This is a genomic window from uncultured Clostridium sp. (assembly GCF_900547735.1).
Classification (GTDB): Bacteria; Bacillota; Clostridia; order Lachnospirales; family Lachnospiraceae; genus Otoolea.
The window spans coordinates 1-23,080 of sequence record NZ_URHZ01000084.1 but is presented as its reverse complement, the minus strand read 5'-3'; the positions used below and the strand labels follow the sequence as shown (position 1 = coordinate 23,080).

General features: G+C 49.7%; 24 protein-coding genes and 1 riboswitch. Of the genes, 19 read left to right on the top strand and 5 right to left on the bottom strand.

What is annotated here, in order from left to right; all coding sequences use genetic code 11:
• Positions 1-63: 63 nt before the first annotated feature.
• Positions 64-444 (bottom strand): NusG domain II-containing protein, encoded by a 381-nt coding sequence (locus QZT18_RS20150; RefSeq protein ID WP_294150829.1) that lies wholly within the window; start codon positions 442-444, stop codon positions 64-66.
• Positions 445-463: 19 nt separating this feature from the next.
• Positions 464-1,492, bottom strand: coding sequence for an FAD:protein FMN transferase (locus tag QZT18_RS20145; RefSeq protein ID WP_294150827.1), 1,029 nt, complete (start codon positions 1,490-1,492; stop codon positions 464-466).
• A 466-nt stretch (positions 1,493-1,958) separates the two neighbouring features.
• Between QZT18_RS20145 and QZT18_RS20140 the strand changes: the two genes are divergently transcribed.
• From QZT18_RS20140 to QZT18_RS20130, 3 genes are all read left to right on the top strand, one after another.
• Entirely contained in the window at positions 1,959-2,486 is a 528-nt protein-coding gene (locus tag QZT18_RS20140; RefSeq protein ID WP_294150826.1) for a Gx transporter family protein, read from the top strand.
• Between the two features lie 116 nt (positions 2,487-2,602).
• A complete protein-coding gene (gene galT / locus QZT18_RS20135) occupies positions 2,603-4,114 on the top strand; it encodes a UDP-glucose--hexose-1-phosphate uridylyltransferase (protein WP_294150824.1) in 1,512 nt (503 codons plus the stop codon).
• Between the two features lie 7 nt (positions 4,115-4,121).
• On the top strand, positions 4,122-4,949 hold the full coding sequence (locus QZT18_RS20130) for a RelA/SpoT domain-containing protein (RefSeq protein WP_294150822.1): 828 nt from the start codon (positions 4,122-4,124) through the stop codon (positions 4,947-4,949).
• 96 nt (positions 4,950-5,045) lie between these two features.
• On the opposite strand, the gene QZT18_RS20125 is transcribed toward QZT18_RS20130, so the two are convergent.
• Positions 5,046-6,074: a PTS transporter subunit IIC gene (locus QZT18_RS20125; protein WP_227031023.1), complete on the bottom strand. Its 1,029-nt coding sequence runs from the start codon at positions 6,072-6,074 to the stop codon at positions 5,046-5,048.
• A 505-nt stretch (positions 6,075-6,579) separates the two neighbouring features.
• Between QZT18_RS20125 and QZT18_RS20120 the strand changes: the two genes are divergently transcribed.
• From QZT18_RS20120 to QZT18_RS20080, 9 genes are all read left to right on the top strand, one after another.
• Positions 6,580-7,023, top strand: a complete 444-nt coding sequence (locus QZT18_RS20120) for a hypothetical protein (protein ID WP_294150819.1) — start codon at positions 6,580-6,582, stop codon at positions 7,021-7,023.
• A 68-nt stretch (positions 7,024-7,091) separates the two neighbouring features.
• Complete coding sequence (locus QZT18_RS20115; RefSeq protein ID WP_294150817.1) at positions 7,092-7,754, top strand: vitamin B12 dependent-methionine synthase activation domain-containing protein; 663 nt, start codon at positions 7,092-7,094, stop codon at positions 7,752-7,754.
• Between the two features lie 3 nt (positions 7,755-7,757).
• Positions 7,758-10,235: a homocysteine S-methyltransferase family protein gene (locus tag QZT18_RS20110; protein ID WP_294150816.1), complete on the top strand. Its 2,478-nt coding sequence runs from the start codon at positions 7,758-7,760 to the stop codon at positions 10,233-10,235.
• Positions 10,236-10,391: 156 nt separating this feature from the next.
• The gene (locus tag QZT18_RS20105; RefSeq protein ID WP_294150814.1) at positions 10,392-11,246 is read left to right on the top strand and encodes a MurR/RpiR family transcriptional regulator; all 855 of its coding nucleotides are present in this window, start codon (positions 10,392-10,394) and stop codon (positions 11,244-11,246) included.
• A gap of 168 nt (positions 11,247-11,414) precedes the next feature.
• Entirely contained in the window at positions 11,415-11,678 is a 264-nt protein-coding gene (locus tag QZT18_RS20100; RefSeq protein WP_294150812.1) for an HPr family phosphocarrier protein, read from the top strand.
• Positions 11,679-11,771: 93 nt separating this feature from the next.
• Positions 11,772-12,206, top strand: a complete 435-nt coding sequence (locus tag QZT18_RS20095) for a thioesterase family protein (RefSeq protein ID WP_294150810.1) — start codon at positions 11,772-11,774, stop codon at positions 12,204-12,206.
• A gap of 3 nt (positions 12,207-12,209) precedes the next feature.
• On the top strand, positions 12,210-12,749 hold the full coding sequence (locus tag QZT18_RS20090; RefSeq protein ID WP_294150809.1) for a phosphatase PAP2 family protein: 540 nt from the start codon (positions 12,210-12,212) through the stop codon (positions 12,747-12,749).
• Between the two features lie 11 nt (positions 12,750-12,760).
• Positions 12,761-12,859: riboswitch (THF riboswitch) on the top strand.
• A 60-nt stretch (positions 12,860-12,919) separates the two neighbouring features.
• On the top strand, positions 12,920-13,495 hold the full coding sequence (locus QZT18_RS20085) for a folate family ECF transporter S component (RefSeq protein ID WP_294150808.1): 576 nt from the start codon (positions 12,920-12,922) through the stop codon (positions 13,493-13,495).
• 329 nt (positions 13,496-13,824) lie between these two features.
• Entirely contained in the window at positions 13,825-14,652 is an 828-nt protein-coding gene (locus QZT18_RS20080; protein ID WP_294150806.1) for an Mrp/NBP35 family ATP-binding protein, read from the top strand.
• Between the two features lie 108 nt (positions 14,653-14,760).
• Here QZT18_RS20080 and QZT18_RS20075 read toward each other — a convergent pair whose 3' ends face one another.
• Entirely contained in the window at positions 14,761-15,606 is an 846-nt protein-coding gene (locus QZT18_RS20075; protein WP_294150804.1) for a D-amino acid aminotransferase, read from the bottom strand.
• Positions 15,607-15,816: 210 nt separating this feature from the next.
• On the opposite strand from QZT18_RS20075, the gene QZT18_RS20070 reads away from it, so the two are divergent.
• A complete protein-coding gene (locus QZT18_RS20070; RefSeq protein WP_125143494.1) occupies positions 15,817-16,530 on the top strand; it encodes a GTP pyrophosphokinase family protein in 714 nt (237 codons plus the stop codon).
• A 40-nt stretch (positions 16,531-16,570) separates the two neighbouring features.
• Here QZT18_RS20070 and QZT18_RS20065 read toward each other — a convergent pair whose 3' ends face one another.
• On the bottom strand, positions 16,571-17,347 hold the full coding sequence (locus tag QZT18_RS20065; protein ID WP_294150802.1) for a GNAT family N-acetyltransferase: 777 nt from the start codon (positions 17,345-17,347) through the stop codon (positions 16,571-16,573).
• Positions 17,348-17,597: 250 nt separating this feature from the next.
• Between QZT18_RS20065 and QZT18_RS20060 the strand changes: the two genes are divergently transcribed.
• From QZT18_RS20060 to QZT18_RS20035, 6 genes are all read left to right on the top strand, one after another.
• On the top strand, positions 17,598-17,963 hold the full coding sequence (locus QZT18_RS20060) for a CidA/LrgA family protein (protein WP_294150800.1): 366 nt from the start codon (positions 17,598-17,600) through the stop codon (positions 17,961-17,963).
• 5 nt (positions 17,964-17,968) lie between these two features.
• Positions 17,969-18,661, top strand: a complete 693-nt coding sequence (locus QZT18_RS20055; protein ID WP_294150797.1) for an LrgB family protein — start codon at positions 17,969-17,971, stop codon at positions 18,659-18,661.
• 93 nt (positions 18,662-18,754) lie between these two features.
• A complete protein-coding gene (locus QZT18_RS20050; protein WP_294150795.1) occupies positions 18,755-19,516 on the top strand; it encodes a nitroreductase family protein in 762 nt (253 codons plus the stop codon).
• Positions 19,517-20,333: 817 nt separating this feature from the next.
• A complete protein-coding gene (pyrF, locus tag QZT18_RS20045; protein ID WP_294150792.1) occupies positions 20,334-21,251 on the top strand; it encodes an orotidine-5'-phosphate decarboxylase in 918 nt (305 codons plus the stop codon).
• 9 nt (positions 21,252-21,260) lie between these two features.
• A complete protein-coding gene (locus QZT18_RS20040) occupies positions 21,261-22,025 on the top strand; it encodes a dihydroorotate dehydrogenase electron transfer subunit (RefSeq protein ID WP_294150790.1) in 765 nt (254 codons plus the stop codon).
• Positions 22,025-22,927 carry a dihydroorotate dehydrogenase gene (locus QZT18_RS20035; RefSeq protein WP_294150788.1) on the top strand — a complete coding sequence of 301 codons (903 nt, stop codon included), beginning with the start codon at positions 22,025-22,027 and terminating at the stop codon, positions 22,925-22,927. The genes QZT18_RS20040 and QZT18_RS20035 overlap by 1 nt, the downstream gene beginning before the upstream one ends.
• The last annotated feature ends 153 nt before the right edge of the window (positions 22,928-23,080 follow it).

Sequence of the window (23,080 nt, the reverse complement as noted above, 5' to 3'; positions counted from 1 at the left end):
CCTCCCTCTCACCATCCCGCCCCCCGACCGTCCCGGCGGCGTTCTCATTCCTCAACCAAATCCCTATTTTATTGTAACAATCACTTTATTCGGAAGGCAGGTAATCGCCTCGCCTTTCTGCCTTTTCTCCCCTTCCTGCACACAGATTTTATCAGGGCAGGAGGCCTCAAAGATGGTAACGGCGCCATTTTTAATAATCATATGGTTTGTCCCGCCGTCAACGCCTTCAATCATGAAATCGGCATCCTGGTCGAGTGGAAATTCACGGACTGTTTTCCCGTTTACGCTGACCACAACCACCGACGCATCCCCTCTGTTCAGGAAACGGTATCCTGCGAAGAAAATCACGGCGGCGGCGAGGAGGCCGCAGACGAGTAAGATTTCATTTTTCTTTTTTCTGCTGTCATTGTTTAAACTGCTGTCTCTTAAGCCGTCATCTTTCATAATGAGCCTCCTTTTTTCGTTAACCGGCATCGGGGAGAGGAAGAACAAGCTGTTCCGCTCCGTCCGAATAGTGAATTTCATAATCGTCCGTTATAAAATAAGCGTAAATGCCATCCATTGAATTGACAAGCTCAAGCCCTTTTTCCAGCCCCAGTGAAAAACAGGTGGTGCTCAGAGCGTCGCCGTCCACCGAGCGCGGCGAGACGATTGTGACGGCAATCAGGCCGTTGTCATAGGGATAGCCGGTGGAAGGATTTAATAGGTGGTGATAATTTTTCCCATCCACAACAAAATGGCGTTCATAGACCCCGGAGGAGACGACGGAGAGGCCGTCAATGCTCAGGTTTGCGATAATCTCATTGCGCCCCTCAAACGGTTTCTGCAGTCCGATTTTAAACGGCTCGCCGTCCGGCTTTTCACCGACGCAGAGCACATTGCCTCCCAGATTAATAATCGCACTCTTCACATTTCGGCTTATCAGATACTCCTTCAGCCGGTCTGCGATAAACCCTTTTGCAATAGAGCCGAGATCGATTGTTGTGTCCGGTGAGTGAAACGTGAGCACATCGCCATCCAGGCTTACATTCTTCCAGTCCACGCGTACCGCTGCGGCCTGAATTTCATCCGCCGGGGGAATTATCTGCTTCCCATCCGTGAAATTCCACAGGGAACTCAGCGGTTCAATCGTGATATCAAAAGCGCCGTCCGAAATCCGGCTGTACTGGAGCCCTTCGCGGATCAGGGCCGCCGTATCCTTTGTGAGCGTAAATGTATCTTCTCCGGGAGCACGGTGATTCAGCCGGTAAACTTCACTGGTTGTTATCGTTTTGCTGAGCCGGTTTTCATACTCGCGGCACAGCGCCATACACTGTTCCAATATCTCCTCATCATCGCTGTCATACAGGGTAACCGTGACAAACGTATTGAGAAGAAAGTCCGAACGGGTAATTGGCTCCGTCTGCCTGGGCCGGAGCGTTAAAACGGCGGCAACGACCAGAAACAGCACACCCAGCGCGGATAGAAAGATCTGAAATTGTTTTTTTTCCATCGTATAGGGATTCCTTTGTGAAAGTATTTGTGATTTGAAACATAACTGTTCTGTACCGTCATAGTTACTGCTTTGCGATGCACAAAAACAACAGTAAAACGCTGTTTCGAGCTGGTTAAACTCGGGATTTTCATGCGAAACATATGAAAATACCTCGCGGAATACTACCTTTTTAACAGTTACTTTGAAACATACCAATCTTAGCAAAGAGGGAAATCAAAGTCAAGGGGATGAACCGGCGGAATAGAGGTTACTGTTCACTCGGGATGTATTCCGCGTGTTATTGTTCACAGCGCAATGCGGTGTGGAACAGTAATGAACTAAGGACACGCCCATCTCCAATTAAACCCTCCCTCTTTACAAACCCTCCATATTCCGATAAAATAATAACAAAACTTGCACTTCCCGGAAACCCGTCGACCCGACATCCCATTTTCAAGTATAAAACAGAAAGAGGACACCCTCTATGAACTATAGAAAAGAAACACGCAGAGGAGACCGTAAAGCGGTAAAAGTGGCGCTCTATGGAATCCTGCTCTCGCTTGCCATGCTGCTCGGCTATGTGGAAACCCTGATTCCGATCAGTCTCGGCGTTCCCGGTGTCAAGCTGGGGCTTGCCAATCTTGTCAGCATCGTATCTCTTTACATTATAGGAACAGGGGGAACGATTGCCATTGCACTCTGCCGGATCGTCCTGCTGACCGGTTTTGCATACGGCAATATGGCCATGATGATGTACAGTCTCGCAGGAGGGGCGCTCAGTCTCGCTTTGATGATTTTCTGCAGAAAGAGGGATTTATTCGGTCAGGTGGGAGTCAGCATTATCGGCGGCGTGGGGCACAACGTAGGGCAGATTCTGGTGGCCGCGGCCGTGTTGGAAAACACCGGTGTATTTTACTATCTTCCCTTCCTTTTGGCGGCCGGAACCGTGGCAGGGGCAGTGATAGGACTGCTCGGCGGAATTGTGACAAAACGTCTGGAATCGTACCTGTGAATGTGCTATACTAATAAACCGGGCATAACGCAGATTCTGCCCGCAGGCGGCACCACTAAGAAGACAAGAAATAAAGCAGATTGCGCGAAGTGCATTAAAATATAAGGAGGCGTGGTATGGTATACGAAGCAATTAAAAAACTGGTTAAATATGGTCTTACGGCAGGACTGATTGAGGAAGAAGACCGGATTTATGCGACGAATCAGATCCTGGATGTACTGAAACTGGACGAGTATGAAGAACCGGAGACGGAGTTCGGGGAAGTGAATCTGGAAGAAACGCTGAAAGAGCTGATGGATTTTGCCCATGAGTCCGGAGTACTGCCGGAAGACAGTGTGGTCTATAGAGATTTATTCGACACGAGGCTGATGAACTGCCTGATGCCGAGACCGTCCGAGGTCGTGCGGAAATTCTTTGGCCTTTATAACCATCAGTCGCCTCAGGCCGCCACGGAATATTACTATAAGTTAAGCCAGGACTCCGATTACATCAGAAGATACCGCGTTTGTAAAGACATGAAATGGGTGACGGAGACAAAGTACGGTGATTTGGACATTACGGTAAATCTCTCAAAGCCGGAGAAGGATCCGAAGGCAATTGCCGCCGCCAAGCTTGCAAAACAGAGCGGTTATCCCAAATGCCTGCTCTGCCGCGAAAATGAGGGGTATGCGGGCCGCATAAACCATCCGGCCAGGAACAACCACCGCACGATTCCGATCACGGTAAACGACAGCCGGTGGGGTTTCCAGTATTCGCCCTATGTTTATTATAATGAGCATTGCATCGTATTTAACGGACAGCATATACCGATGAAAATCGAGAAGGCTACCTTTATTAAGCTCTTTGATTTTGTTAAAATGTTTCCTCATTATTTCCTGGGCTCCAACGCGGATCTGCCGATTGTCGGCGGTTCCATTTTAAGCCATGATCATTTCCAGGGCGGCCATTATACTTTTGCCATGGCGAAAGCGCCGATTGAAAAATATTTTACATTCGAGGGGTTTGAGGATGTGGAGGCCGGCATTGTATACTGGCCGATGTCGGTGCTGCGTACACGCGCCAAAGATCCGGAGCGCCTGATTGAGCTGGGGGATAAAGTCCTCACGGCCTGGAGAAACTATACGGATGAGGCTGCATTTGTCTTTGCCGAGACGGATGGGGAACCGCACAACACGATCACTCCGATCGCCAGAAAGAACGGCGAAATGTTTGAGCTGGATCTGGTGCTGAGGAACAATATAACAACGGAGGAGTTTCCTCTGGGACTTTATCATCCCCATCAGGAACTTCACCATATTAAGAAAGAAAATATCGGATTAATTGAGGTGATGGGCCTGGCGGTGCTCCCGTCCAGACTGAAAGACGAGCTGGCAAAACTGGGAGAGTACATTACCGAAGGCAAAGATATAAGGGGCAGCGAGGAACTTGAAAAGCATGCCGACTGGGTGGACGCTTTCCTTCCCAAATATGAAAAAATTACAAAGGATAATGTGGAAGAAATCCTGAAAGACGAGGTGGGCCTCGTATTCGAGAGAGTACTGGAAGATGCCGGAGTCTATAAATGCACGGAGGAGGGCAGGGCGGCTTTTGCCGGATTCCTGAATTCCGTTGGTGCCGGAGAGGTATAGAGATCGAATGCTGGACATAAAAGAATTTTTTGAGAAGTACAACATGGAATACGGTGACTATGAGTCGTCAGGCATTGACTGGGAAGAGCTTCAGGCAATCCACGATCACTACGGGAACATCGAGCAGAAACTGCGCGGGATAGGAAAAGATTTTGTGGATGAGTACCTCTATGACATTGAGAAAGCCGGAATCCATTCCTACCGCTACAGGACAAAGGAGCCGGGGCATCTGGTTGAGAAGATTATAAGGAAACGGAATGAGCTGCCGGAGAAATTTGCACGTATTGACCGCACCAATTACTGGAAATATGTAACGGATCTGATCGGCATCCGGGTGTTTTTCCTGTACCGGGAAGACTGGAGACATTTTCACGAATATATTACATCCGTGTTTGAGAACGACCCGGAGCAGTATGTCGGGGACCGGGAGGCGGATTTTGACGGGAATGTGAATCATTATTATATTGCCGAGCGTCCGAAGGTTTACAGGAGAACCGGTGACAGCCGTATCTATGACGAGGATCTCATTGACATTAAATCGGACGGAATTTACCGCTCTCTGCATTACATCGTGAAATACAAGGGATATTATGTGGAGATCCAGGCCAGAACCCTGTTTGAGGAGGGATGGAGCGAGGTGGATCATGATATTGTCTATCCTTATTTCCAGGACGACGAGATGCTTAAAGATTTTTCCACTCTGTTAAACCGTCTGTCGGGAATGGCGGATGAGATGAGTTCTTATTTCCGGAGAATGAAGCAGAAAAAGGAAGGCATGGGCAGACCGGAAGAGCATATGGAGCTGCGGGCGGCGGAAATAAAGGAAGAACCATGAAAGCGGGCGGAGTAAAAGCATAAAAAAGCATCTGTCGGGGAATCAATTTTCCTGCGGCAGATGCTTTTTTATATATAGGAAAGTGCTCTCATATAATTACAAATCCAGTTTCAAATCCCCTTCTTTAATCCAGCCTGCTTTCCGGCACATGAGACCGAAGAGAGGAGTCAGGACAGCCGGGAGGATAAAGCAGACAAGCAGGATGCCGAGCCACATATTGGTTCCGCCCGTTTCCTGCATGGCGGTGTAGATTCCGATAGGGCCTACCAGTCCGCAGGTTCCCATACCGGAACCCGTCGGAATATTTTCCAGTTTAAATACCATGGTGGATATGGGACCCGTCACCATGGAGGCCAAAGTCGGCGGTATCCAGATTCTCGGGTTCCGGACAATATTGCCCATCTGGAGCATGGAAGTTCCAAGGCCCTGTGCCAGAAGGCCGCCCCATTTATTTTCACGGAAACTCAGGATGGCAAAACCGACCATCTGCGCGCAGCAGCCGGCTGTGGCGGCGCCTCCGGCCAGGCCGTCCAGGCTGAGCATGATACAGATTGCGGCGCTGCTGATGGGAAGCGTCAGGGCAATGCCGATGAGGGCGGAAACCAGGATGCCCATAAAAAGGGGCTGCATCACGGTAGCTGTTTTTACAAGGTTGCCAAACGCGGTCATGAAAGCGGAGACACCGGGACCTACAAACTGCGAGGCCAGAACACCGGAGATAATGGTGACTCCGGGAGTGACGAGGATGTCCACCGGCGTTTCTTTGGAAACGATCTTTCCAAGCTCCGTGGCGATAATCGTGGCAACCAGGGCGCCTACGGGACCGCCCAGTTCGTTGCCGGCAATACCGACGGTGGCGGCGGAAAAAAGTACAAGCGGCGGCGCTTTCAGGGCAAATGCGATAGAGACGCCGAGGGCGGCGCCGGTAGCGCTTTTGGCATAGGCTGATATGGTGGTAAAGATTTCGATATGGGTTTTATCGCCAAGTGTAGCGAAGATAGTACCGATGAGCAGAGAAGCGAAAAGACCGAAGGCCATTGCGCCCAGTGCATCGATGAGGTAAGTCTGAACGGAGACATTGACCTGCTTCCGTTTCAGGAAATCCTTAAATGTGCTTTGACTCATAATAAATCCCCCTGTTGTAATACTGTATTTTTATAGTTACTGTATTCTAGCATATTTTCCAGTAAATTCAAGCTTATTACAGAATTTAACAGGAATTCGTTAAAATAATAACGGGAAAGCGGATAAGAAAAGAGGCGGGCGGCCGCCGCCCATAACTGATTGCAGATGTACCGGGGAGCATGGTATAATGTTCACAAAGTGGACATTATACCATGCGCATACCGATTTCTGCGTCCACCGCAGAAATTCGGGCGCTGAATTCCGTCGGAGACACGTGTTCACGAAGTGAATATGGTATAATGTTCACAAAGTGGACATTATACCTGCGCATGCCGGTTTCTGCGTTCGCCGCAGAAATTCGGGCGCTGAATTCCGTCGGAGACACGTGTTCACGAAGTGAACATGTTATAATGTCCATAAAGCAGTATTTAATTGCGCATCATGATTTCTGCATAAATCTCAGAAATACAAGCGCTTAATTCCGTTCAGAAAGGAGAGGAGCGGCATGGCAAAAAGAATATGTCCTGTTTGTGATCAGAGGATGAAGAGTGCACATTACTGTTCTGTCTGCAGGAGTTTTGTGAGGCATCCAAGAATTGAGGAAGGGAATTTTTATCTGAATGAACGTCATCCTTCATCGGAAGGAAACTGTGAATACCATAATCCGTCGTTTATGAAGGAGAACCCTAAAAAGCAGGGAATTCCGGCTTCCGGCTGGAAGGGAGGAACGGGGACTTCTGCTCCGAAGTATGGGACCGGCCGTCCGGCTGGAGGCCGGGGCGGTTCCGTAAAATATGGAGGGCAGACCTATGGGACCGGTCAAAAAGGATATTACGCCGGGAAGAATAGTAGCAGCCCGGTAACCTCGGCAATTATTATTATTTTTGTGATTATGTTTCTGATTGTGCTTTTATCAACCATTATTCCTGTTCTGATGTTTGCCATATAAAGAATGGGGATCGGAATGAAAGACCACATTTTCGGGAATATTGGCAAATAATTGACAGAGGGAGACAGATGGAGCGCAATGATAAGATAGAAGTAAAACGATCCGAGGTATACAGATACCTTGGATTTGGGCATAATCTGCCCGATGAGAAGACGGTAAGTCTGGTAGAAGACAGTATCAGAGAGCTGGAACGCGTTGTTTCGCCCCGGTTTTTTTCGAGATCCTTTCCGCTCAAACACCTTGAGGACGGCCGGCTGGATTTCACCTGCTTTCAGGTGGAGAGCTTCGACCTCTCAAAGAATTTAAAAGATTGTGAAAGGGTTATCCTGTTTGCGGCGACTCTGGGAGCGGGACCCGATTTATTGGCGCGCCGTTACGGCCGCCTTGAAATGAGCCGTGCCGTTGTGCTGCAGGCAGCCTCCGCCGCCATGATTGAGGCGTGGTGCGACAGGAAGAATGACGAACTGAAAGAGGAAGCGCTCAGGCAGGGAGAGTACCTGCGGCCAAGGTTCAGCCCGGGGTACGGTGATTTTTCTCTTGAATATCAGAAGATTCTGACGAAGGTGCTGGAAACGGGAAAGACGGTGGGGGTTACCCTCACGGACAGTCTTCTGATGGTGCCCTCCAAGTCGGTGACGGCTGTGATAGGCGCCGGCAGAAGAGAAGAGCAGGACGAAAAGAAAGACTGCGGGGTGTGCGGCAAGCCGGACTGTCCCTACCGGAAAGGTTAAGAAATGAAGGTACTGGAAGAATTAAAAACTAAAATACTGCTGTTTGACGGAGGCACCGGCAGTCTTTTGCAGGAGGCAGGCCTGAAACCGGGAGAACTTCCGGAAACATGGAATATCATCCGCCCCGATTTCATGATGAAGCTTCACAGGGACTATCTGGAAGCAGGATGTGATATTATCAAAACGAACACTTTCGGAGCCAACCGTTTTAAATATAGCAGCAGTTCCGAATACGGCCTGAAGGAAATCGTCACCGCGGCCATGGATAATGCAAAGCGGGCGGTTGAGGAGGCCGGAAGGGGATATATTGCCCTGGATCTCGGCCCTACTGGAAAACTTCTAAAACCCATGGGCCAGCTCGATTTTGAGGAGGCCGTCTCCGTTTACCGTGAGGTTGTGGAAATTGGGGCGTCACAGGGGGCCGATCTGATTCTGATCGAGACGATGAGCGACACCTATGAATTAAAGGCGGCTGTGCTTGCTGCCAGGGAAAACAGCGCGCTCCCGGTCTTTGCAACGGTAATCTTCGATGAAAAAGGGAAAATGCTGACGGGCGGCACCCCGAAAGCAGTCATTGGAATGCTGGAAGGCCTGAGAGTGGATGCAATCGGAATGAACTGCGGCCTTGGACCCGTCCAGATGAAACCTCTGGCAGCCGAATTTTTAAAATATGCCTCGGTTCCCGTGATAGTCAACCCCAACGCAGGCCTTCCGAGAAGCGAAGGCGGAAGAACCGTTTACGACATAGGACCCGATGAATTTGAGACGGCAATGAAGGAGATACTGGATCTGGGGGTTAACGTGGCAGGCGGCTGCTGTGGGACCACGCCGGAGCATATAAAACGGCTGGACCGCCTGCGGACGGGAAGAGAACAGAGACTTCCGGAGGAAAAGCAGTTTACGGTTGCCACCTCTTATGCCTCGGCGGTGGAGTTTGGCGCCGATCCCGTGATTATCGGCGAGCGTATCAATCCGACGGGCAAGGCAAAATATAAACAGGCCCTGATGGAAAAAAACATGGAGTTTATCCTGGAGGAAGGGATTGCGCAGCAGGAAAGCGGAGCCCATGTCCTGGATATCAATGTGGGACTGCCTGAGATAGATGAACCGGAGATTATGGCTCTGGCGGTGCGGGAGCTTCAGGGAATCACAGAGCTGCCGCTTCAGATAGACACCACGAATACGGAGGCGATGGCCCGCGCCATGCGGATTTACAACGGAAAGATTATGGTCAATTCCGTCAATGGAAAACAGGAGATGATGGATGCCGTTTTTCCGCTTGTGAAGCGCTATGGCGGTGTCGTAGTCGCACTGACACTGGACGAGGAGGGAATTCCCGGGACGTCCGAAGGACGGATTGGGATAGCCAAAAAAATCTACCGGGAAGCGGAGAAATACGGGATCGGGAAAAAAGATATTTTGATAGACGCCCTCTGTATGACCGTCAGCTCCGACCCGCTTGGCGCCCTGACCACGCTAGAGACCGTGAGGCGGATTCGGGACGAACTGGGAGGAAAGACGATACTGGGCGTCTCCAATATTTCTTTCGGACTTCCGGTGAGGGAGAACATCAATGCCAATTTCTTTACAATGGCTCTTTACAGCGGCCTGAATGCGGCGATTATCAATCCCGGTTCCGAGCCGATGATGTGTTCCTACCACAGCTTCCGCGCGCTGGCAGCCCTGGATGAGAACTGTGCCGGTTATATTGCCGCTTACAGGTATGCCGGGCAGCCCTCGGCGGCAGGGGCAGGACTGATGTCAGGAGACATGTATCCTAAGTCTCCGGAGTCGCCTGAGATTACCGGGCCCTCTGACACTTCAGAGACTCCGGGCGGCGTACTTTCTGGTGAAAGCGGTGAAGCCCGCCTGTTCCTCAGTGTCTTAAAGGGTCTTAAGGAACAGGCTGCCAGGGCGGCGGGAGAGCTGCTCAGCGAGAAAGAACCATTAGACGTCATCGATACCTGCATGATTCCGGCCCTCGACCGCGTGGGGAAGGGATATGAGGCGGGAACGGTGTTCCTCCCCCAGCTTCTGATGAGCGCGGAGGCGGCCAAAGCGGCTTTTGATGTGATTCGGGAGAAGCTCGACGAAACGGGCCGTACCGGCGAGAAAAAAGGGAAAATCATTCTGGCCACGGTGAAGGGCGATATTCACGATATTGGAAAGAATATTGTCAGAGTGCTTCTTGAAAATTACGGCTATGAAGTAATTGATCTGGGAAAGGATGTGCCGCCGGAAAGGATTGTCCGGGAGGCGGAGGAAAAGCGCGTGCCTCTTGTGGGACTCAGCGCCCTTATGACGACGACGGTGCCGGCGATGCAGAGGACGATCGCAGAACTGAAAGAAAAGGCCCCCTGGGTGAAAGTGATGGTGGGAGGCGCCGTCCTGACGCCGGATTATGCGGAAATGATCGGTGCGGATGCGTACTGCAGCGATGCGATGGCATCGGTCTCATACGCCAGGAAAATTATCGGTTAATAAATTGCTATTGTTCACAGCGCAATGCGGTGCGAACAGTAACAATAAATTGATAAATCTATGTCATTTACACGAAAATACCATTGTAAATCTCGATATGCTGTGATATAATCACGTCATGAAATAAAATTACATGTATAAGAGGAATGGTGAAATATGGACGAGGCGAAGAGTGTAATCGGCGTGATTTGTTCCTCCTATGATTCGTTTTTTGATTCTGAAAAGAAAATTGCAAACTGCATCATGGAACGCAGGCGCGAAGTCGTGGATATGACCGTTGCCGAGCTGGCCCGGGCCAGCGGGGCCAGCGATGCATCCGTGTCGCGTTTTTGCAGAAGATGCGGTTTCAAGGGATTTCATCAGCTTAAAATGACACTGGCCGGGGAACTGGCGGAAGAATCCCAGGGAGCGGTCGGCAACGACATCAGCCGCAGGGATATCGGACAGTCGCTTCAGAATATCCTGGCGAATAAGACGGAGGAGCTGAAACAGACGGTGGCAATGATGGAGCCTGAGAATCTGGATCGGATTCTGGAGGTAATACAGAAAGCGGGAACGGTTCAGTTTGTGGCTGTGGGCAATACCATCCCGGTGGCGATGGATGCGGCTTTTAAGTTCAACCAGCTGGGCATACCGTCCGTGACGGGCACGGTACTTGAAACACAGACAGCCTACGCCTTTAACCTCGGAAAGAAGGACGTCATTATTGCGATTTCCAATTCGGGGGTATCCAGGAGACTTATCAGGTTACTTGAAGGAGCTGCGGGGAACGGGGTTACGATTATTTCCATTACAAACAGTCCCGATTCACCTGTGGCCAAGCTTTCAGGCTATCATATCACGACGGCAACAAGGGAGAAACTGCTGAGAGAGGATTTCCTCTTTTCCAGAGTTCCGGCAACAATGGTAATAGAGATACTTTATCTTCTTTTATCTGTCAGCATCAGGGGTGCGACGGAGAGTGTAAGGAGGCATGAGACTGCCATCATGGAGGACAAGCTAATCCGCTGATATGATTGGCCGTGCCGTTAGGGAGGGACTGTCGGTCACCGTTTATCACATAAAAAGCAGTGATGGCACTTGACAGTCAATACAACTTATACTAGAATTTATATAAACTCAGATAAAAGAACGTAAAGCACTATAAATAAAGACAATAATAGTGAAGGAGAAGAAAATATGTTATCTAAAAAATTAACAATCATGAATCCATCAGGTCTCCACTTAAGACCGGCAGGTATCTTATCCCAGACGACAATGAAGTTCAAGAGTGACACAACAATCGAATGCGGAGAGAAGAAAATTACTGCAAAGAGTGTTTTAAATGTTATGGCGGCAGGAATTAAGTGCGGTACAGAGATTACTCTCATCTGTGAAGGTCCGGATGAGGAAGAAGCTTTAAAGACGATTTCCGAGGCAATTGAGACCGGACTCGGCGAATAGTGACTGAGAACAGTAAGAGATCCGCAGAGAGTATTGCACATTGGGCGATACTCTCTTTTGCGCTATAATCAAAGGAGAAAGGAGAATTATATTATGAAATTCGATGTTTACGAACATAAAACACAGTATTACGAAACGGATCAGATGGGAATTATCCACCACGCCAATTATCTTCACTGGTTTGAAGAGGCGAGAATCGATATCATGGAACAGATGGGCATGGGCTACGACATGATGGAGAAACAGGGAATTATATGCCCGGTTCTGGCCGTCCGCTGTGACTATAAGAGCATGTCACGCTTCGGGGAAACCGTCCAGGTATTGACCAGCCTGAAGGAGTACAACGGGATCCGTATGGCATTGGAGTATACGGTTATCGATAAAGAAACGGCGCAGGTGCGCTGCGTGGGGGAAAGCCGCCACTGTTTCCTGACGAGGGACGGAAAACCCGTTTCACTGAAACGCAACTACATTGAGATGGACAAGGCATTCCGGGAGTATACGGACGCCCAGGCAGAGGAAACGTAATTTATGGCCTTTTTGGAACTGGAGTTTTCAATTCTTTACTTTTTACAGGAGCTTCATACGCCGTTTCTGGACCGTTTTATGACGGCCGTTACATCACTCGGTGATAAGGGATGGTTTTTTATCCTCCTGGGAGTAGTGCTTTTCTGCATCAGGAAGACGAGGAAGGTAGGGCTGGCGGTTTTACTGTCATTGGCAGCAGGGGGATTAATCGGCAATGTGTTCATAAAAAACATTGTGATGCGCGACCGGCCATGCTGGATTGATGAGAGCGTTCAACTGCTGATACACAATCCGAAGGATTTTTCCTTTCCCTCCGGACATACCCTGGCCTCTTTTGAAGCGGCGGTCAGCGTCTTTCTTTACAACCGGAAATGGGGGATTCCACTGCTCATTCTGGCGTCGCTTATTGCACTTTCCAGATTGTATCTCTTCGTGCATTTTCCGACGGATGTGTTAAGCGGAATGGCCCTGGGAATTTTTATTGGATGGTTTATTCACAGAACTATTGAAAAGTATGATTTAAATGATATACTGAGGCTATAAAAAAATAAGAACGCAGAGTAGGTATGCAGGCGTCAAGTGTCGGATGAACAGGGAGTTGACATCCGGACGAAGGGGATTTCCCCGCGGCCTGTATCCCGCATCCCGCTGCATCGCTGATATCATATATCTCCTGATGTGGACCGAGAGTTCTGCAAAAGGAGGTATTTTTTATGAAGAAATTTGTAACTGTTTACCGTGATTCCTACCGTGAGCTTAAAAAGGTCAGGACAATCACGACTGCCGCCATGTTCATGGCCGTCGCCGTAGTGCTCGGATATTTTACAATCGAGGCCGGCCCGTATCTGAAAATCGGATTCGGTGCCGTAGTCAACCAGTTTGTATATTTCATGTTCGGACCGGTAGTGGGCGGATTTTACGGCGGTGTCCTGGATTTGATTAAATATATTATTAAACCGACAGGCGCGTTTTTTCCCGGCTTTACGTTAAATGCAATCCTTGCCGGAATTATCTACGGAACGTTTCTGTACCAGAGGCCGCTTACGTTTAAGAGAACCCTGGCCGTCCATTTTATCGTAATCATGGTCTGCAACGTGTTTCTTAACACGGTATGGCTCAGCATGATGTCGGGCAAGGGGATTCTGGCGCTGATTCCGATGCGTTTTGTAAAGAATATTATTATGTGGCCGATCGACACGGCTATCTTCTACCTGATAGCAAAAAAGATGGAAGAAGCGGGAATCGTGAAGGCAATCAGGCAGTTCAAGCTGCCGGGTGCAAGAGCCTGAGAACAGGAAATATCAGCAACAGATGAAACGGCACTGCCGGCAAACTTCTCACGTTGGAAGTCTGCCGGCAGTATCCGATCCATGATTGTTCCGGGCGGCATTGTACGAAGCGGGATCAAGTTCACGCCGTTCTGCCGCCATAAGGGGGGATGCTGCCCGGGGAACCGATGAAATTTCTGCTCACTGAATAGAACAAGACAAAAATAAAAGAATGTGCTAATATAATAGTCAGGCATTGGGAAAACTCAAAACTGGGCGTGCCTTTTATCTGCCCGGGAGAGAATTCCCGAAGAATTATTATAAAAATTATCAGGTAAGGAGATAAGGCAATGAGCGAGAATTGTAACCATAACTGCAGCAGCTGCAGCGAAAATTGTGAAAGCCGGTCGGCGGAGAGCTTTTTAGAGCCGTTAAATCCACAAAGCACCGTTAAAAAAGTCATAGGCGTAGTCAGTGGTAAAGGCGGAGTAGGCAAGTCACTTGTAACATCCCTGATGGCATGCAAGATGAGAGCCAGAAATTATCGTACGGCCATTCTGGATGCTGATATAACAGGTCCCTCCATCCCCAAGGCCTTCGGCCTCCATGAAATGGTAAAGGTGACGGAAGACAGCCTGATGCTGCCGGGCGTGAGTGCAACGGGCGTTGAGATCCTGTCTGCAAATATGATCCTGGAACATGAGACGGATCCGGTTATCTGGAGAGGCCCGATTGTGGGAGGCGTGATTAAACAGTTCTGGGGCGAAGCGCTTTGGAAGGATATTGATTATATGTTTGTCGATATGCCTCCGGGAACGGGAGATGTTCCGCTGACCGTATTCCAGTCACTTCCTCTTGCAGGAATCATCATTGTGACGTCACCGCAGGAACTGGTTTCCATGATTGTAGCGAAAGCGGTTAACATGGCGAAAAAGATGGATATTCCGATTTTGGGACTGGTGGAAAACATGAGTTATCTGGAATGTCCCGACTGCGGAAAGAGAATTTCCGTGTTTGGTGAGAGCCATATTGAGGAGACGGCCAAAGAGTACGGCATCCCGGTTCTGGCCCAGATCCCGATCGACCCGCAGATTGCAAACAGCGTTGACCAGGGAGTTGTTGAGTATATTAAGACGCCGTGGCTTGAAAAGGCGGCGGATGTAATAGAGAATGCGTAGAATAAACAATTGAAAGACGGCGGCAGCCGGACCGGAATTCCAAGTCACTTTCCTATGGAATCCGAGCCGGCTGCCGCCGTCTTTCGGTTACGGGCGCGCTTTTTACTGTTACAGAGCGGTTGCCTCGTCAAAACGCTCAAAATAGGAGGACTGCACTTTTTTCCAAAGCTCGGTCGCTTTACCTCCGACGGGCTGTCCGTCGATCTCGCTGGCAATGAGGCCAAGTCTGGAAGAACTGGAAACGATAACCTCGTCGGCCTCCATAAGCTCTTTTACGGTGAAGGGACGCTCATCTACCGGTATTCCCAGCTTTTTACACTGCTGGATCAGATGCATCCTGGAGATGCCGGGAAGGATGTAATGGTCGGTCGGATGGGTGATGAATACGCCGTCCTTCAGGATGGAAATGTTGCAGGAACTGCATTCGGTGACAATATCGCCGCGGTGGAAGACACATTCGTCACAGCCGGCCTCATGCGCTTTCTGGTAAGCCATGACATTGGGAATCAGGTTCAGGGTCTTGATATTGCAGTGAAGGAACCTTGTATCCTCCTCTGTGATGAGCTTCATGGTCTTCGAAGGAGAGGCAGGCGCACCGGGTTTCATCGTGATCCAGAGGTTCGGCTTAACGGGAGCTTCGGGGAAGGAATGAATCCGGATGGCTGTCCCTCTTGTAAGCTGCCAGTATACGAAAATTTCCGGATCATCCATCTCTTTCAAAAGAGAGGTGAGGATTTCCGTCAGTTCCTCCCTTGTATAGGGAACCTCCATGCGGAGCAGGCCTGCGCTGTTGTAAAAACGATCCAGATGCTCCTCCAGGGCAAAGATTTTACCGTTTCTGGCCAGAGTGGCTTCGTATACCCCGTCACCGAAGTAGCAGGCGCGGTCATTCATTGGGACTTTCATTTCTTCCAGCGGTCCGTAAGTTCCGTTATAGTATCCGAGATATTTCATAGTAACCTCCTGTATTAATGTATTTTTGAACACTTGCGAGGTATTGCACGAGCAAAACTTCTGTTTTGAGCATACCACAGAGACCTTATATTTGTAAATGAACAGGGAAGGTTTTTAGGAAAATTTAAGGATTCTTTCATTGTTTATGCGACTGCTTTCGGGTATAATGAAATAAGATTACGACCATGAAAAACTATTGGGGTGTTGACAATGAATATTAACTTGAATCCAAACAGCGAACTGACCCAGTTTGCTGTGAATGCACCGAAGGAAGTCGAAGTTCCGGACACTTTAATCGGTGTGGCGAAGCAGTTCCAGGAATGCATGATGCAGTATACCTGTGCGATCAGAGAGGTGAAGACAAAGCTGGAAGTTCTCAATGACGAGCTTTCCGTCAGGAATTCCAGAAATCCGATAGAGATGATTAAGTCACGCGTGAAGAAACCGCACAGTATCATTGAGAAGCTGCAGAGAAGGGGCCTCCCGGTATCGGTGGAATCGATGATGCAGAACCTGGACGACATTGCCGGTATCCGCGTGATCTGCTCCTTTATTGACGATATCTATGAGATCAGTAAGATGCTGGCGCGCCAGGATGATGTGAAGGTGATTGCCATCAAGGATTACATCCGGTGCCCGAAGGAGAACGGATACAGGAGCTATCATATGATTATCGAAGTGCCGGTTTTCTTTTCGGACAGCAAGAAGCAGATACGGGTAGAGGTTCAGATCAGGACGATCGCCATGGACTTCTGGGCCAGCCTGGATCACCAGCTTAAGTACAAGAAGGATCTGGAGGAAGAGGACGCGGCGGAGATTGGACAGGAGCTTAGAAACTGTGCCGAGATCATTGCGGAGACGGACTGGAAGATGCTGGAAGTCAGACAGCGGATCGAGGAGAAGGGAATCATCATCCAGAGATGATGTGCGATAACCTGCGTGATCTAAATACAGGCCACCGCCATCAATACAGATAATAGGACAGGGTTTCGGTGATCCGGAATCCTGTCTTTTTATAAAGATTCACGGCAGCGTTGTTATCGCCCGATACATGGAGGAAGACAACAGAGTTCCCCTGTCTGCGCAGGATTTCGATAACAGATAAAAGCGCTTCTTCCCCCAGGCCCCGGCCGCGGTAGTCCTCCTCCACCAGGAAGGAATAGAGGCAGACATTGGCGCCGAACGAAGCCGTCCGGCAGACTGCAATGGGACGGGATTCATCAGCCGCCGGCGAGAAGGAGTAGGAGACGGAGGAATCGGGGCCGTTTACGGAGCGGCAGACGAGCCGCCTGCCGGACAGTGCAGTGGGTTCATTTGGGCCGGAGAGAGCGAGTTCCATTCTGTATTCGCAGGAGTCATACTCCGCACCGATCGCTTCCAGAACGGGAAGGACGGCGGGATCCTGCCCGTCGACCGGAATCAGAAGGCTGATTTCTTCAAACTCAGCCCCGGCTTCGTCAAAGACAGCGGAAAAGTATCCTTTTTTTCTGAAAGACGGATGGGTGAAAGCCAGACATTCGGCTGTCTCATCAAAATCGTCTGTTTCGGGCATAATAAGTGCAAGGGCACAGACCAGAACCGGAATGGAAGAAGTACATTCTTCATAAGCCAGAAAGAATACGGAACCATCCTCAAAGGGAAAGCTGGTTCTTATTGGGTGAAGGGAGCGGCATTCATCAACGAGATGCCCGATTTCCTTTTCCTGCTGCACGGTAAGCCTGTCTGTTTTAATAATCTGCATATGATATCTCCTGTCATGCCTGCTGCGGGAGAAAATCCCTGTGTGCGGCGATGGTATGTGTCCATCTGTTTTGTGGTAAAAAAGTCTTCAATTAAAAACCGGCGGCTTTCTGACAACGTTTTATTAAGTATAGTACATAAAAGGCAAAATTTTCAACAAATTTTCTCTGAATTTATTGTACTTTTCATATTGTCCTATAAAAAATGGAGTGATAAAATTAAAACGTTCAGACGAGAGGAGATATGACAGAATGAAGTACCTGAAAGAAGCTACAATTATTTTCGGCATAACGATGGTGGGAGAAATCTTGAATCACCTGCTTCCGCTTCCGGTGCCGGCCGGCGTATACGGCCTTTTTATCCTTCTGGTCCTGCTGTGCGCGGGGACGCTGAAGGTAGAGGATGTGTCGGGAGTCGGTGATTTTTTCCTGGATACGATGCCGCTTATGTTTATCCCGGCAGGAGCCGGTCTTTTAAACAGTGTGCAGGAAGTGAAAGACATCCTGATACCACTCACCGTGATATCGGTGGTTTCCACGATATTTGTCATGGTGGTGACGGGCAGGATGGCCCAGCGCATCATACGGGGAACAGGAAATAGAAAGGGAAGGGAATAACGCTCATGAATCAGTTAGTCGAATCGTCACTTTATTTCGGAATGCTGATCAGCGTGGGAGCCTACCTTTTCGGAGTGTGGCTGAGGAAGAAGACGGGACTTGCCATCCTGAATCCTCTGCTGGTTGCGATTATACTTGTAATTGCATTTTTAGCGGTATTTCATGTAAACTATGAAGAATATAATAAAGGAGCGGGCTTTTTGAGCTATCTGCTCACCCCGGCCACGGTCTGTCTTGCCATTCCGCTTTACAGGCAGCTTGAACTTCTTAAGAAGAACCTGGTGGCCGTAGCAGCGGCAATCGTGACGGGAGTAATCGGCAGCGCCGGAAGTATCTTTGTCATGGCGAGGGCATTTGGCCTGGAGCACACTCATTACGTATCCCTTCTTCCCAAGTCCATCACAACGGCAATCGGCATGGGCGTCAGTGAGGAAGCGGGGGGTATTGTGACACTTACAATCGTCAGCATAATAATCACGGGAATACTGGGGAATATTATTGCGGACTGGCTGTTTGGAATATTTAAAATTGAAGAGCCTATGGCTAAAGGCCTGGCGCTTGGGACAGCAGCCCACGCCATCGGAACAGCCAGGGCTTTGGAACTGGGAGAAATAGAGGGCGCCATGGGCAGCCTGGCCATTGCGGTGGCCGGACTTCTTACCGTGCTTGTGGTGCCTCTTGTGTCGGGGCTTATCTAGTTTTGCCCCGTTTCTGTGAAGCAAACCTGGCTGAACAGGAACGGGACCGGATGCCGGCTCTGACTTCGGCGATAGAAAAAGGGGGAAACCAGGATGAACCTGTACGAGGCAATCGGAAGCAGACATTCCGTTAGAAAATATGCGGACCGGGAAGTTCCGGAGAGGCTGCAGGCGCAGATTCTTGCATACTTTGAAAAAACCTCCAGACTGAATGATAGGATTCGGACGGAGCTGGAGATTCTTGACAATACGAAAAAGAAAGCAGAGGTCAAGGGTCTGTGGAAAGCAGACGCGCCTTATTACTTGGCTTTTTACTCCGAACCGGAAGACGGCTATGAGAGAAACGGCGGTTATATAATGGAACAGTTAATTCTTTATATGACGGTCAAGGGCCTGGGAACATGTTACCTGGGCGGAAGCCGGCTGAAACAGCCAATCAGGAACGGAAAACGCCTCGTAATGCTCGTAGCCTTCGGCTGGCCCGAGGGAAAACTTTACAGGGAAAGCCCCCTTGCCAAGAGACTGCCGTTAAATGAACTCTGCGTCTTCAAGGAGGAGGCCGGAGAACAGATTAAGACGGTACTGAAGGCGGCCCGCCTGGCGCCGTCCGCCTTCAACGCCCAGCCCTGGCGTTTCATCGTATATGCAGACCGGATTTATGTCTTTGCCAAAAAGAGCAGGTTTGCCCTGAATGCAGCCGAGAGTATGAAGGAGTTCAGCATCGGAATTATGCTCTCGCACATCATGCTGGCCGCCGAAGAACTGTGGATGGAACTGGAAACAGTGACGGAAGAGCAGTTTGCGGCGAAGGTTTACAAAAATGGAGATTATGTGGCGACCCTGTCCTTACATTAAGGGGTTGAAAAATGAGGCCGCCGGTACGGCCGGGTACCGGGATGGCAAGTGAGGATTTTGAGGCATCAATTCCGGGCTATGATCAGTGGTGGGTGGGAAATTCAGAAGATAGAAATCTCCTTCCCCACCGGAACGTTTTCGGCCGGAACTGATGCCGCGCAGGTTATCACCCACCATCCGGCCCCTGTAGAAGTTGTTGTAAACGAAATTTTCTGGACAAGATAATAAGAAGCGGGAATGACCGAAAAGCTATATCTTAGAGAAAAATTTCATTTGCGGCAGCTTCTTTTTTTCGTTTTTTACATATAGTCCTATGAATATAAAAAATTTAAGGCAATTCATAAAGCATTAGTTCTTGATAGACTAAGTAGTGGCTGTGATAAACCCCTTATCCAACTTGACGAAAGGGACAATGAGCCGATGTTGGGATGGCGGCGGGGGCGATCCGTTCCCTGTCTTCAGTCCCGTCGATCCCTGCCCGGGGAAGAAGGGTGGAAACCTTCCGCAGGGGACATTGGAATCCGACGGCGCTTGATGAGGTTTCTCACGAATCTAGCACCGTTTCGCATTCCACAAGCGGGAGCGGGTCCCCGTAGGAATGTTTCCGGCCCGGATTCCCCCTTCACGACAATCTCCGGCCGGGACTGAAGACCCACCAATCCATCTACCACCCCGCTCCCCCCACTACAGGCGTCCCGCATCTCAATTTGCCTTGAAACCATTTTGGACTTATGATAAAATAAGAAAGATTATAACACCAAAAGCATCACCAAACACAAGAAAAACGCAAAGCAACAGTAACCTGAAGGAGGAAATAATGGTTAGCAAATTAATCGAAAAGATACAGAAGACAAAGGCACCAATCTGTGTGGGACTTGATCCGATGTTAAGCTATATACCGGAGCATGTGACAAAGAAAGCGTATGAGCAGTATGGAGAGACTCTGGAGGGAGCGGCGGAGGCCATCTGGCAGTTTAATAAGGAGATTGTGGATGCGACTGCCGATCTGATTCCTTCCGTGAAACCCCAGATTGCCATGTATGAGCAGTTCGGGATCGAGGGACTGAAGGCTTACGATAAGACTGTAAAATACTGTCAGCAGAAGGGCTTGGTAGTTATTGGAGATGTAAAGCGCGGTGATATTGGTTCCACCTCCACTGCGTATGCAACGGGCCATATCGGCAAGGTGCAGGTGGGAAATACGGTTTGCACCGGTTTTGATACAGAATATATTACGGTGAATCCTTATCTGGGCACGGACGGGGTGAAACCTTTTGTAGATGTCTGCAATGAATATGACAGAGGCATCTTTGTGCTGGTTAAGACATCCAATCCTTCCAGCGGTGAATTCCAGGACCGCCTGATTGACGGCAGGCCGCTCTATGAACTGGTGGCAGAGAAGGTGGTAGAGTGGGGAGATGCATCCATGGACGGCGCGTACAGCAATGTGGGCGCAGTAGTTGGAGCAACCTATCCCGAGATGAGCAGAGTGCTCAGAAAACTGATGCCGAAGACGTATTTCCTGGTGCCGGGATACGGTGCCCAGGGCGGAACGGCTGAAGATTTGAAATACTGCTTCAATGAGGATGGACTGGGGGCGGTTGTCAACTCCTCCAGAGGAATCATTGCGGCTTACAAGAAAGAACCGTATGCGAAATTTGGTGCAGAGCATTTTGCAGAGGCATCCAGACAGGCTGTCATAGATATGATTGCCGATATCAACAGCGTATTATAGGAGGAACCAATGGCACAGGTGAAAGAAACAGCAGTTGTCTACAGCCAGGAAGAACTGGCTCCTGAGATTTACAGTATGTGGATTACGACGGAGGCTGCCAGGGAAGCCAGACCCGGACAGTTTATCTCCGTATACAGCAAAGATGGTTCCAGACTGCTTCCGCGTCCTATCAGTATCTGTGAAGCGGATGCCGATGAGGGAAGACTGCGCATTGTATACAGGATTGCAGGGGCCGGTACAAAGGAATTTTCCTCCTTTGAATCGGGCGACGCTATCGATATTATGGGACCGCTTGGAAACGGTTTTCCGCAGGAGGGAGAGAACGTATTCCTGATTGGCGGAGGAATCGGAATCCCACCGATGCTGGAACTGGCAAAGAACTTAAACTGTGAAAAACAGATGGTGCTAGGCTACCGCGATGAAAACCTCTTTCTTAAGGATGAATTCGAGGCGTATGGGGAAGTGTTTGTGGCTACCGAGGACGGCAGTGTGGGAACGAAAGGCAATGTGCTGGACGCTATCCGGGAAAACGGGCTGACTGCCGATGTCATGTACGCCTGCGGCCCGACTCCGATGCTGCGTGCGCTGAAGCAGTATGCAGAGGAGCATAACATCCGCTGCTATATCTCCCTGGAGGAGAAGATGGCCTGCGGAATCGGAGCATGTCTTGCCTGTGTCTGCCAGAGTAAAGAGGTAGATCACCACAGCAATGTACACAATAAACGGATCTGTAAGGACGGTCCCGTTTTTCTGGCACAGGAGGTGGATTTATAATGAATACAAAAGTAAATCTGGCTGGTGTGGAGCTTAAAAATCCGGTCATGACGGCCTCGGGCACCTTTGGTTCCGGTGCGGAATACGGCGAGATGGTGGATCTGAACAGGCTGGGAGCCGTTGTCACCAAAGGGGTGGCGAACATCCCCTGGCCGGGCAACCCGACACCGAGGATTGCCGAGACTTACGGCGGCATGATAAACGCCATCGGCCTGCAGAATCCGGGATACGATGTATTTGCAAAGAGGGACATTCCTTATTTAACCAAGTTTGACACAAAAATCATTGTCAATGTCTGCGGTAAGACGACGGAGGATTACATCGATGTGGTGGAGAAACTTTCCGATCAGTCGGTGGACATGCTGGAGATCAATATCTCCTGCCCTAATGTGAAAGAAGGCGGTATCGCATTCGGACAGGATCCGAGGGCGGTGGAAGCCATCACGCGGGAAGTGAAAAAACATGCAAAACAGCCTGTTATCATGAAGCTGAGCCCCAACGTGACGGATATCACCGTCATGGCAAAGGCGGCCGAAGCCGGTGGAGCCGACGTCCTTTCACTGATTAACACACTGACGGGAATGAAGATCGACATAAACAAACGTGCCTTTGCCGTAGCCAACAAGACAGGAGGCCTTTCAGGCCCTGCCATCAAGCCGGTGGCTGTCAGAATGGTTTACCAGGTGGCAAACGCTGTCAAACTCCCCATTATCGGCATGGGAGGAATCATGACGGCCGACGATGCGATAGAGTTTATTCTGGCCGGTGCGACGGCGGTATCCGTAGGCACGGCGAACTTCCATAATCCTTATGCAACCGTTGAGATTGTAGAGGGAATCGTGGCTTATATGAAGAAATACCATGTGGACGATATTAATGAGCTGGTTGGGGCTGTAAAATAAGGATTTAGTTGAGATGCGAGGATGCCTCTGTAAGACGGCGGACGGGGTAGTGGGAGGGTGTATATGAGTCTTCAGTCCCGGTGGATGGTTTTGGTGAAGGGGAATCCGGAGAAAAAAATTCCTGCGGGGACGCGCTCCCGCTTGTGAAGCGCA

Bases quoted from the DNA above. Each gene is read 5' to 3' on its own strand.
- QZT18_RS20100 (WP_294150812.1), top strand. From the start codon at position 11,415: ATGTTATCTAAAAAATTAACAATCATGAATCCATCAGGTCTCCACTTA.
- QZT18_RS20105 (WP_294150814.1), top strand. From the start codon at position 10,392: ATGGACGAGGCGAAGAGTGTAATCGGCGTGATTTGTTCCTCCTATGAT.
- QZT18_RS20065 (WP_294150802.1), bottom strand. From the start codon at position 17,347: ATGCAGATTATTAAAACAGACAGGCTTACCGTGCAGCAGGAAAAGGAA.
- galT (WP_294150824.1), top strand. From the start codon at position 2,603: ATGGTATACGAAGCAATTAAAAAACTGGTTAAATATGGTCTTACGGCA.
- QZT18_RS20035 (WP_294150788.1), top strand. From the start codon at position 22,025: ATGAATACAAAAGTAAATCTGGCTGGTGTGGAGCTTAAAAATCCGGTC.
- QZT18_RS20075 (WP_294150804.1), bottom strand. From the start codon at position 15,606: ATGAAATATCTCGGATACTATAACGGAACTTACGGACCGCTGGAAGAA.
- QZT18_RS20060 (WP_294150800.1), top strand. From the start codon at position 17,598: ATGAAGTACCTGAAAGAAGCTACAATTATTTTCGGCATAACGATGGTG.
- QZT18_RS20040 (WP_294150790.1), top strand. From the start codon at position 21,261: ATGGCACAGGTGAAAGAAACAGCAGTTGTCTACAGCCAGGAAGAACTG.
- QZT18_RS20095 (WP_294150810.1), top strand. From the start codon at position 11,772: ATGAAATTCGATGTTTACGAACATAAAACACAGTATTACGAAACGGAT.
- QZT18_RS20130 (WP_294150822.1), top strand. From the start codon at position 4,122: ATGCTGGACATAAAAGAATTTTTTGAGAAGTACAACATGGAATACGGT.
- QZT18_RS20145 (WP_294150827.1), bottom strand. From the start codon at position 1,492: ATGGAAAAAAAACAATTTCAGATCTTTCTATCCGCGCTGGGTGTGCTG.
- QZT18_RS20055 (WP_294150797.1), top strand. From the start codon at position 17,969: ATGAATCAGTTAGTCGAATCGTCACTTTATTTCGGAATGCTGATCAGC.
- pyrF (WP_294150792.1), top strand. From the start codon at position 20,334: ATGGTTAGCAAATTAATCGAAAAGATACAGAAGACAAAGGCACCAATC.
- QZT18_RS20085 (WP_294150808.1), top strand. From the start codon at position 12,920: ATGAAGAAATTTGTAACTGTTTACCGTGATTCCTACCGTGAGCTTAAA.
- QZT18_RS20090 (WP_294150809.1), top strand. From the start codon at position 12,210: ATGGCCTTTTTGGAACTGGAGTTTTCAATTCTTTACTTTTTACAGGAG.
- QZT18_RS20110 (WP_294150816.1), top strand. From the start codon at position 7,758: ATGAAGGTACTGGAAGAATTAAAAACTAAAATACTGCTGTTTGACGGA.
- QZT18_RS20140 (WP_294150826.1), top strand. From the start codon at position 1,959: ATGAACTATAGAAAAGAAACACGCAGAGGAGACCGTAAAGCGGTAAAA.
- QZT18_RS20115 (WP_294150817.1), top strand. From the start codon at position 7,092: ATGGAGCGCAATGATAAGATAGAAGTAAAACGATCCGAGGTATACAGA.
- QZT18_RS20150 (WP_294150829.1), bottom strand. From the start codon at position 444: ATGAAAGATGACGGCTTAAGAGACAGCAGTTTAAACAATGACAGCAGA.
- QZT18_RS20070 (WP_125143494.1), top strand. From the start codon at position 15,817: ATGAATATTAACTTGAATCCAAACAGCGAACTGACCCAGTTTGCTGTG.
- QZT18_RS20125 (WP_227031023.1), bottom strand. From the start codon at position 6,074: ATGAGTCAAAGCACATTTAAGGATTTCCTGAAACGGAAGCAGGTCAAT.
- QZT18_RS20050 (WP_294150795.1), top strand. From the start codon at position 18,755: ATGAACCTGTACGAGGCAATCGGAAGCAGACATTCCGTTAGAAAATAT.
- QZT18_RS20080 (WP_294150806.1), top strand. From the start codon at position 13,825: ATGAGCGAGAATTGTAACCATAACTGCAGCAGCTGCAGCGAAAATTGT.
- QZT18_RS20120 (WP_294150819.1), top strand. From the start codon at position 6,580: ATGGCAAAAAGAATATGTCCTGTTTGTGATCAGAGGATGAAGAGTGCA.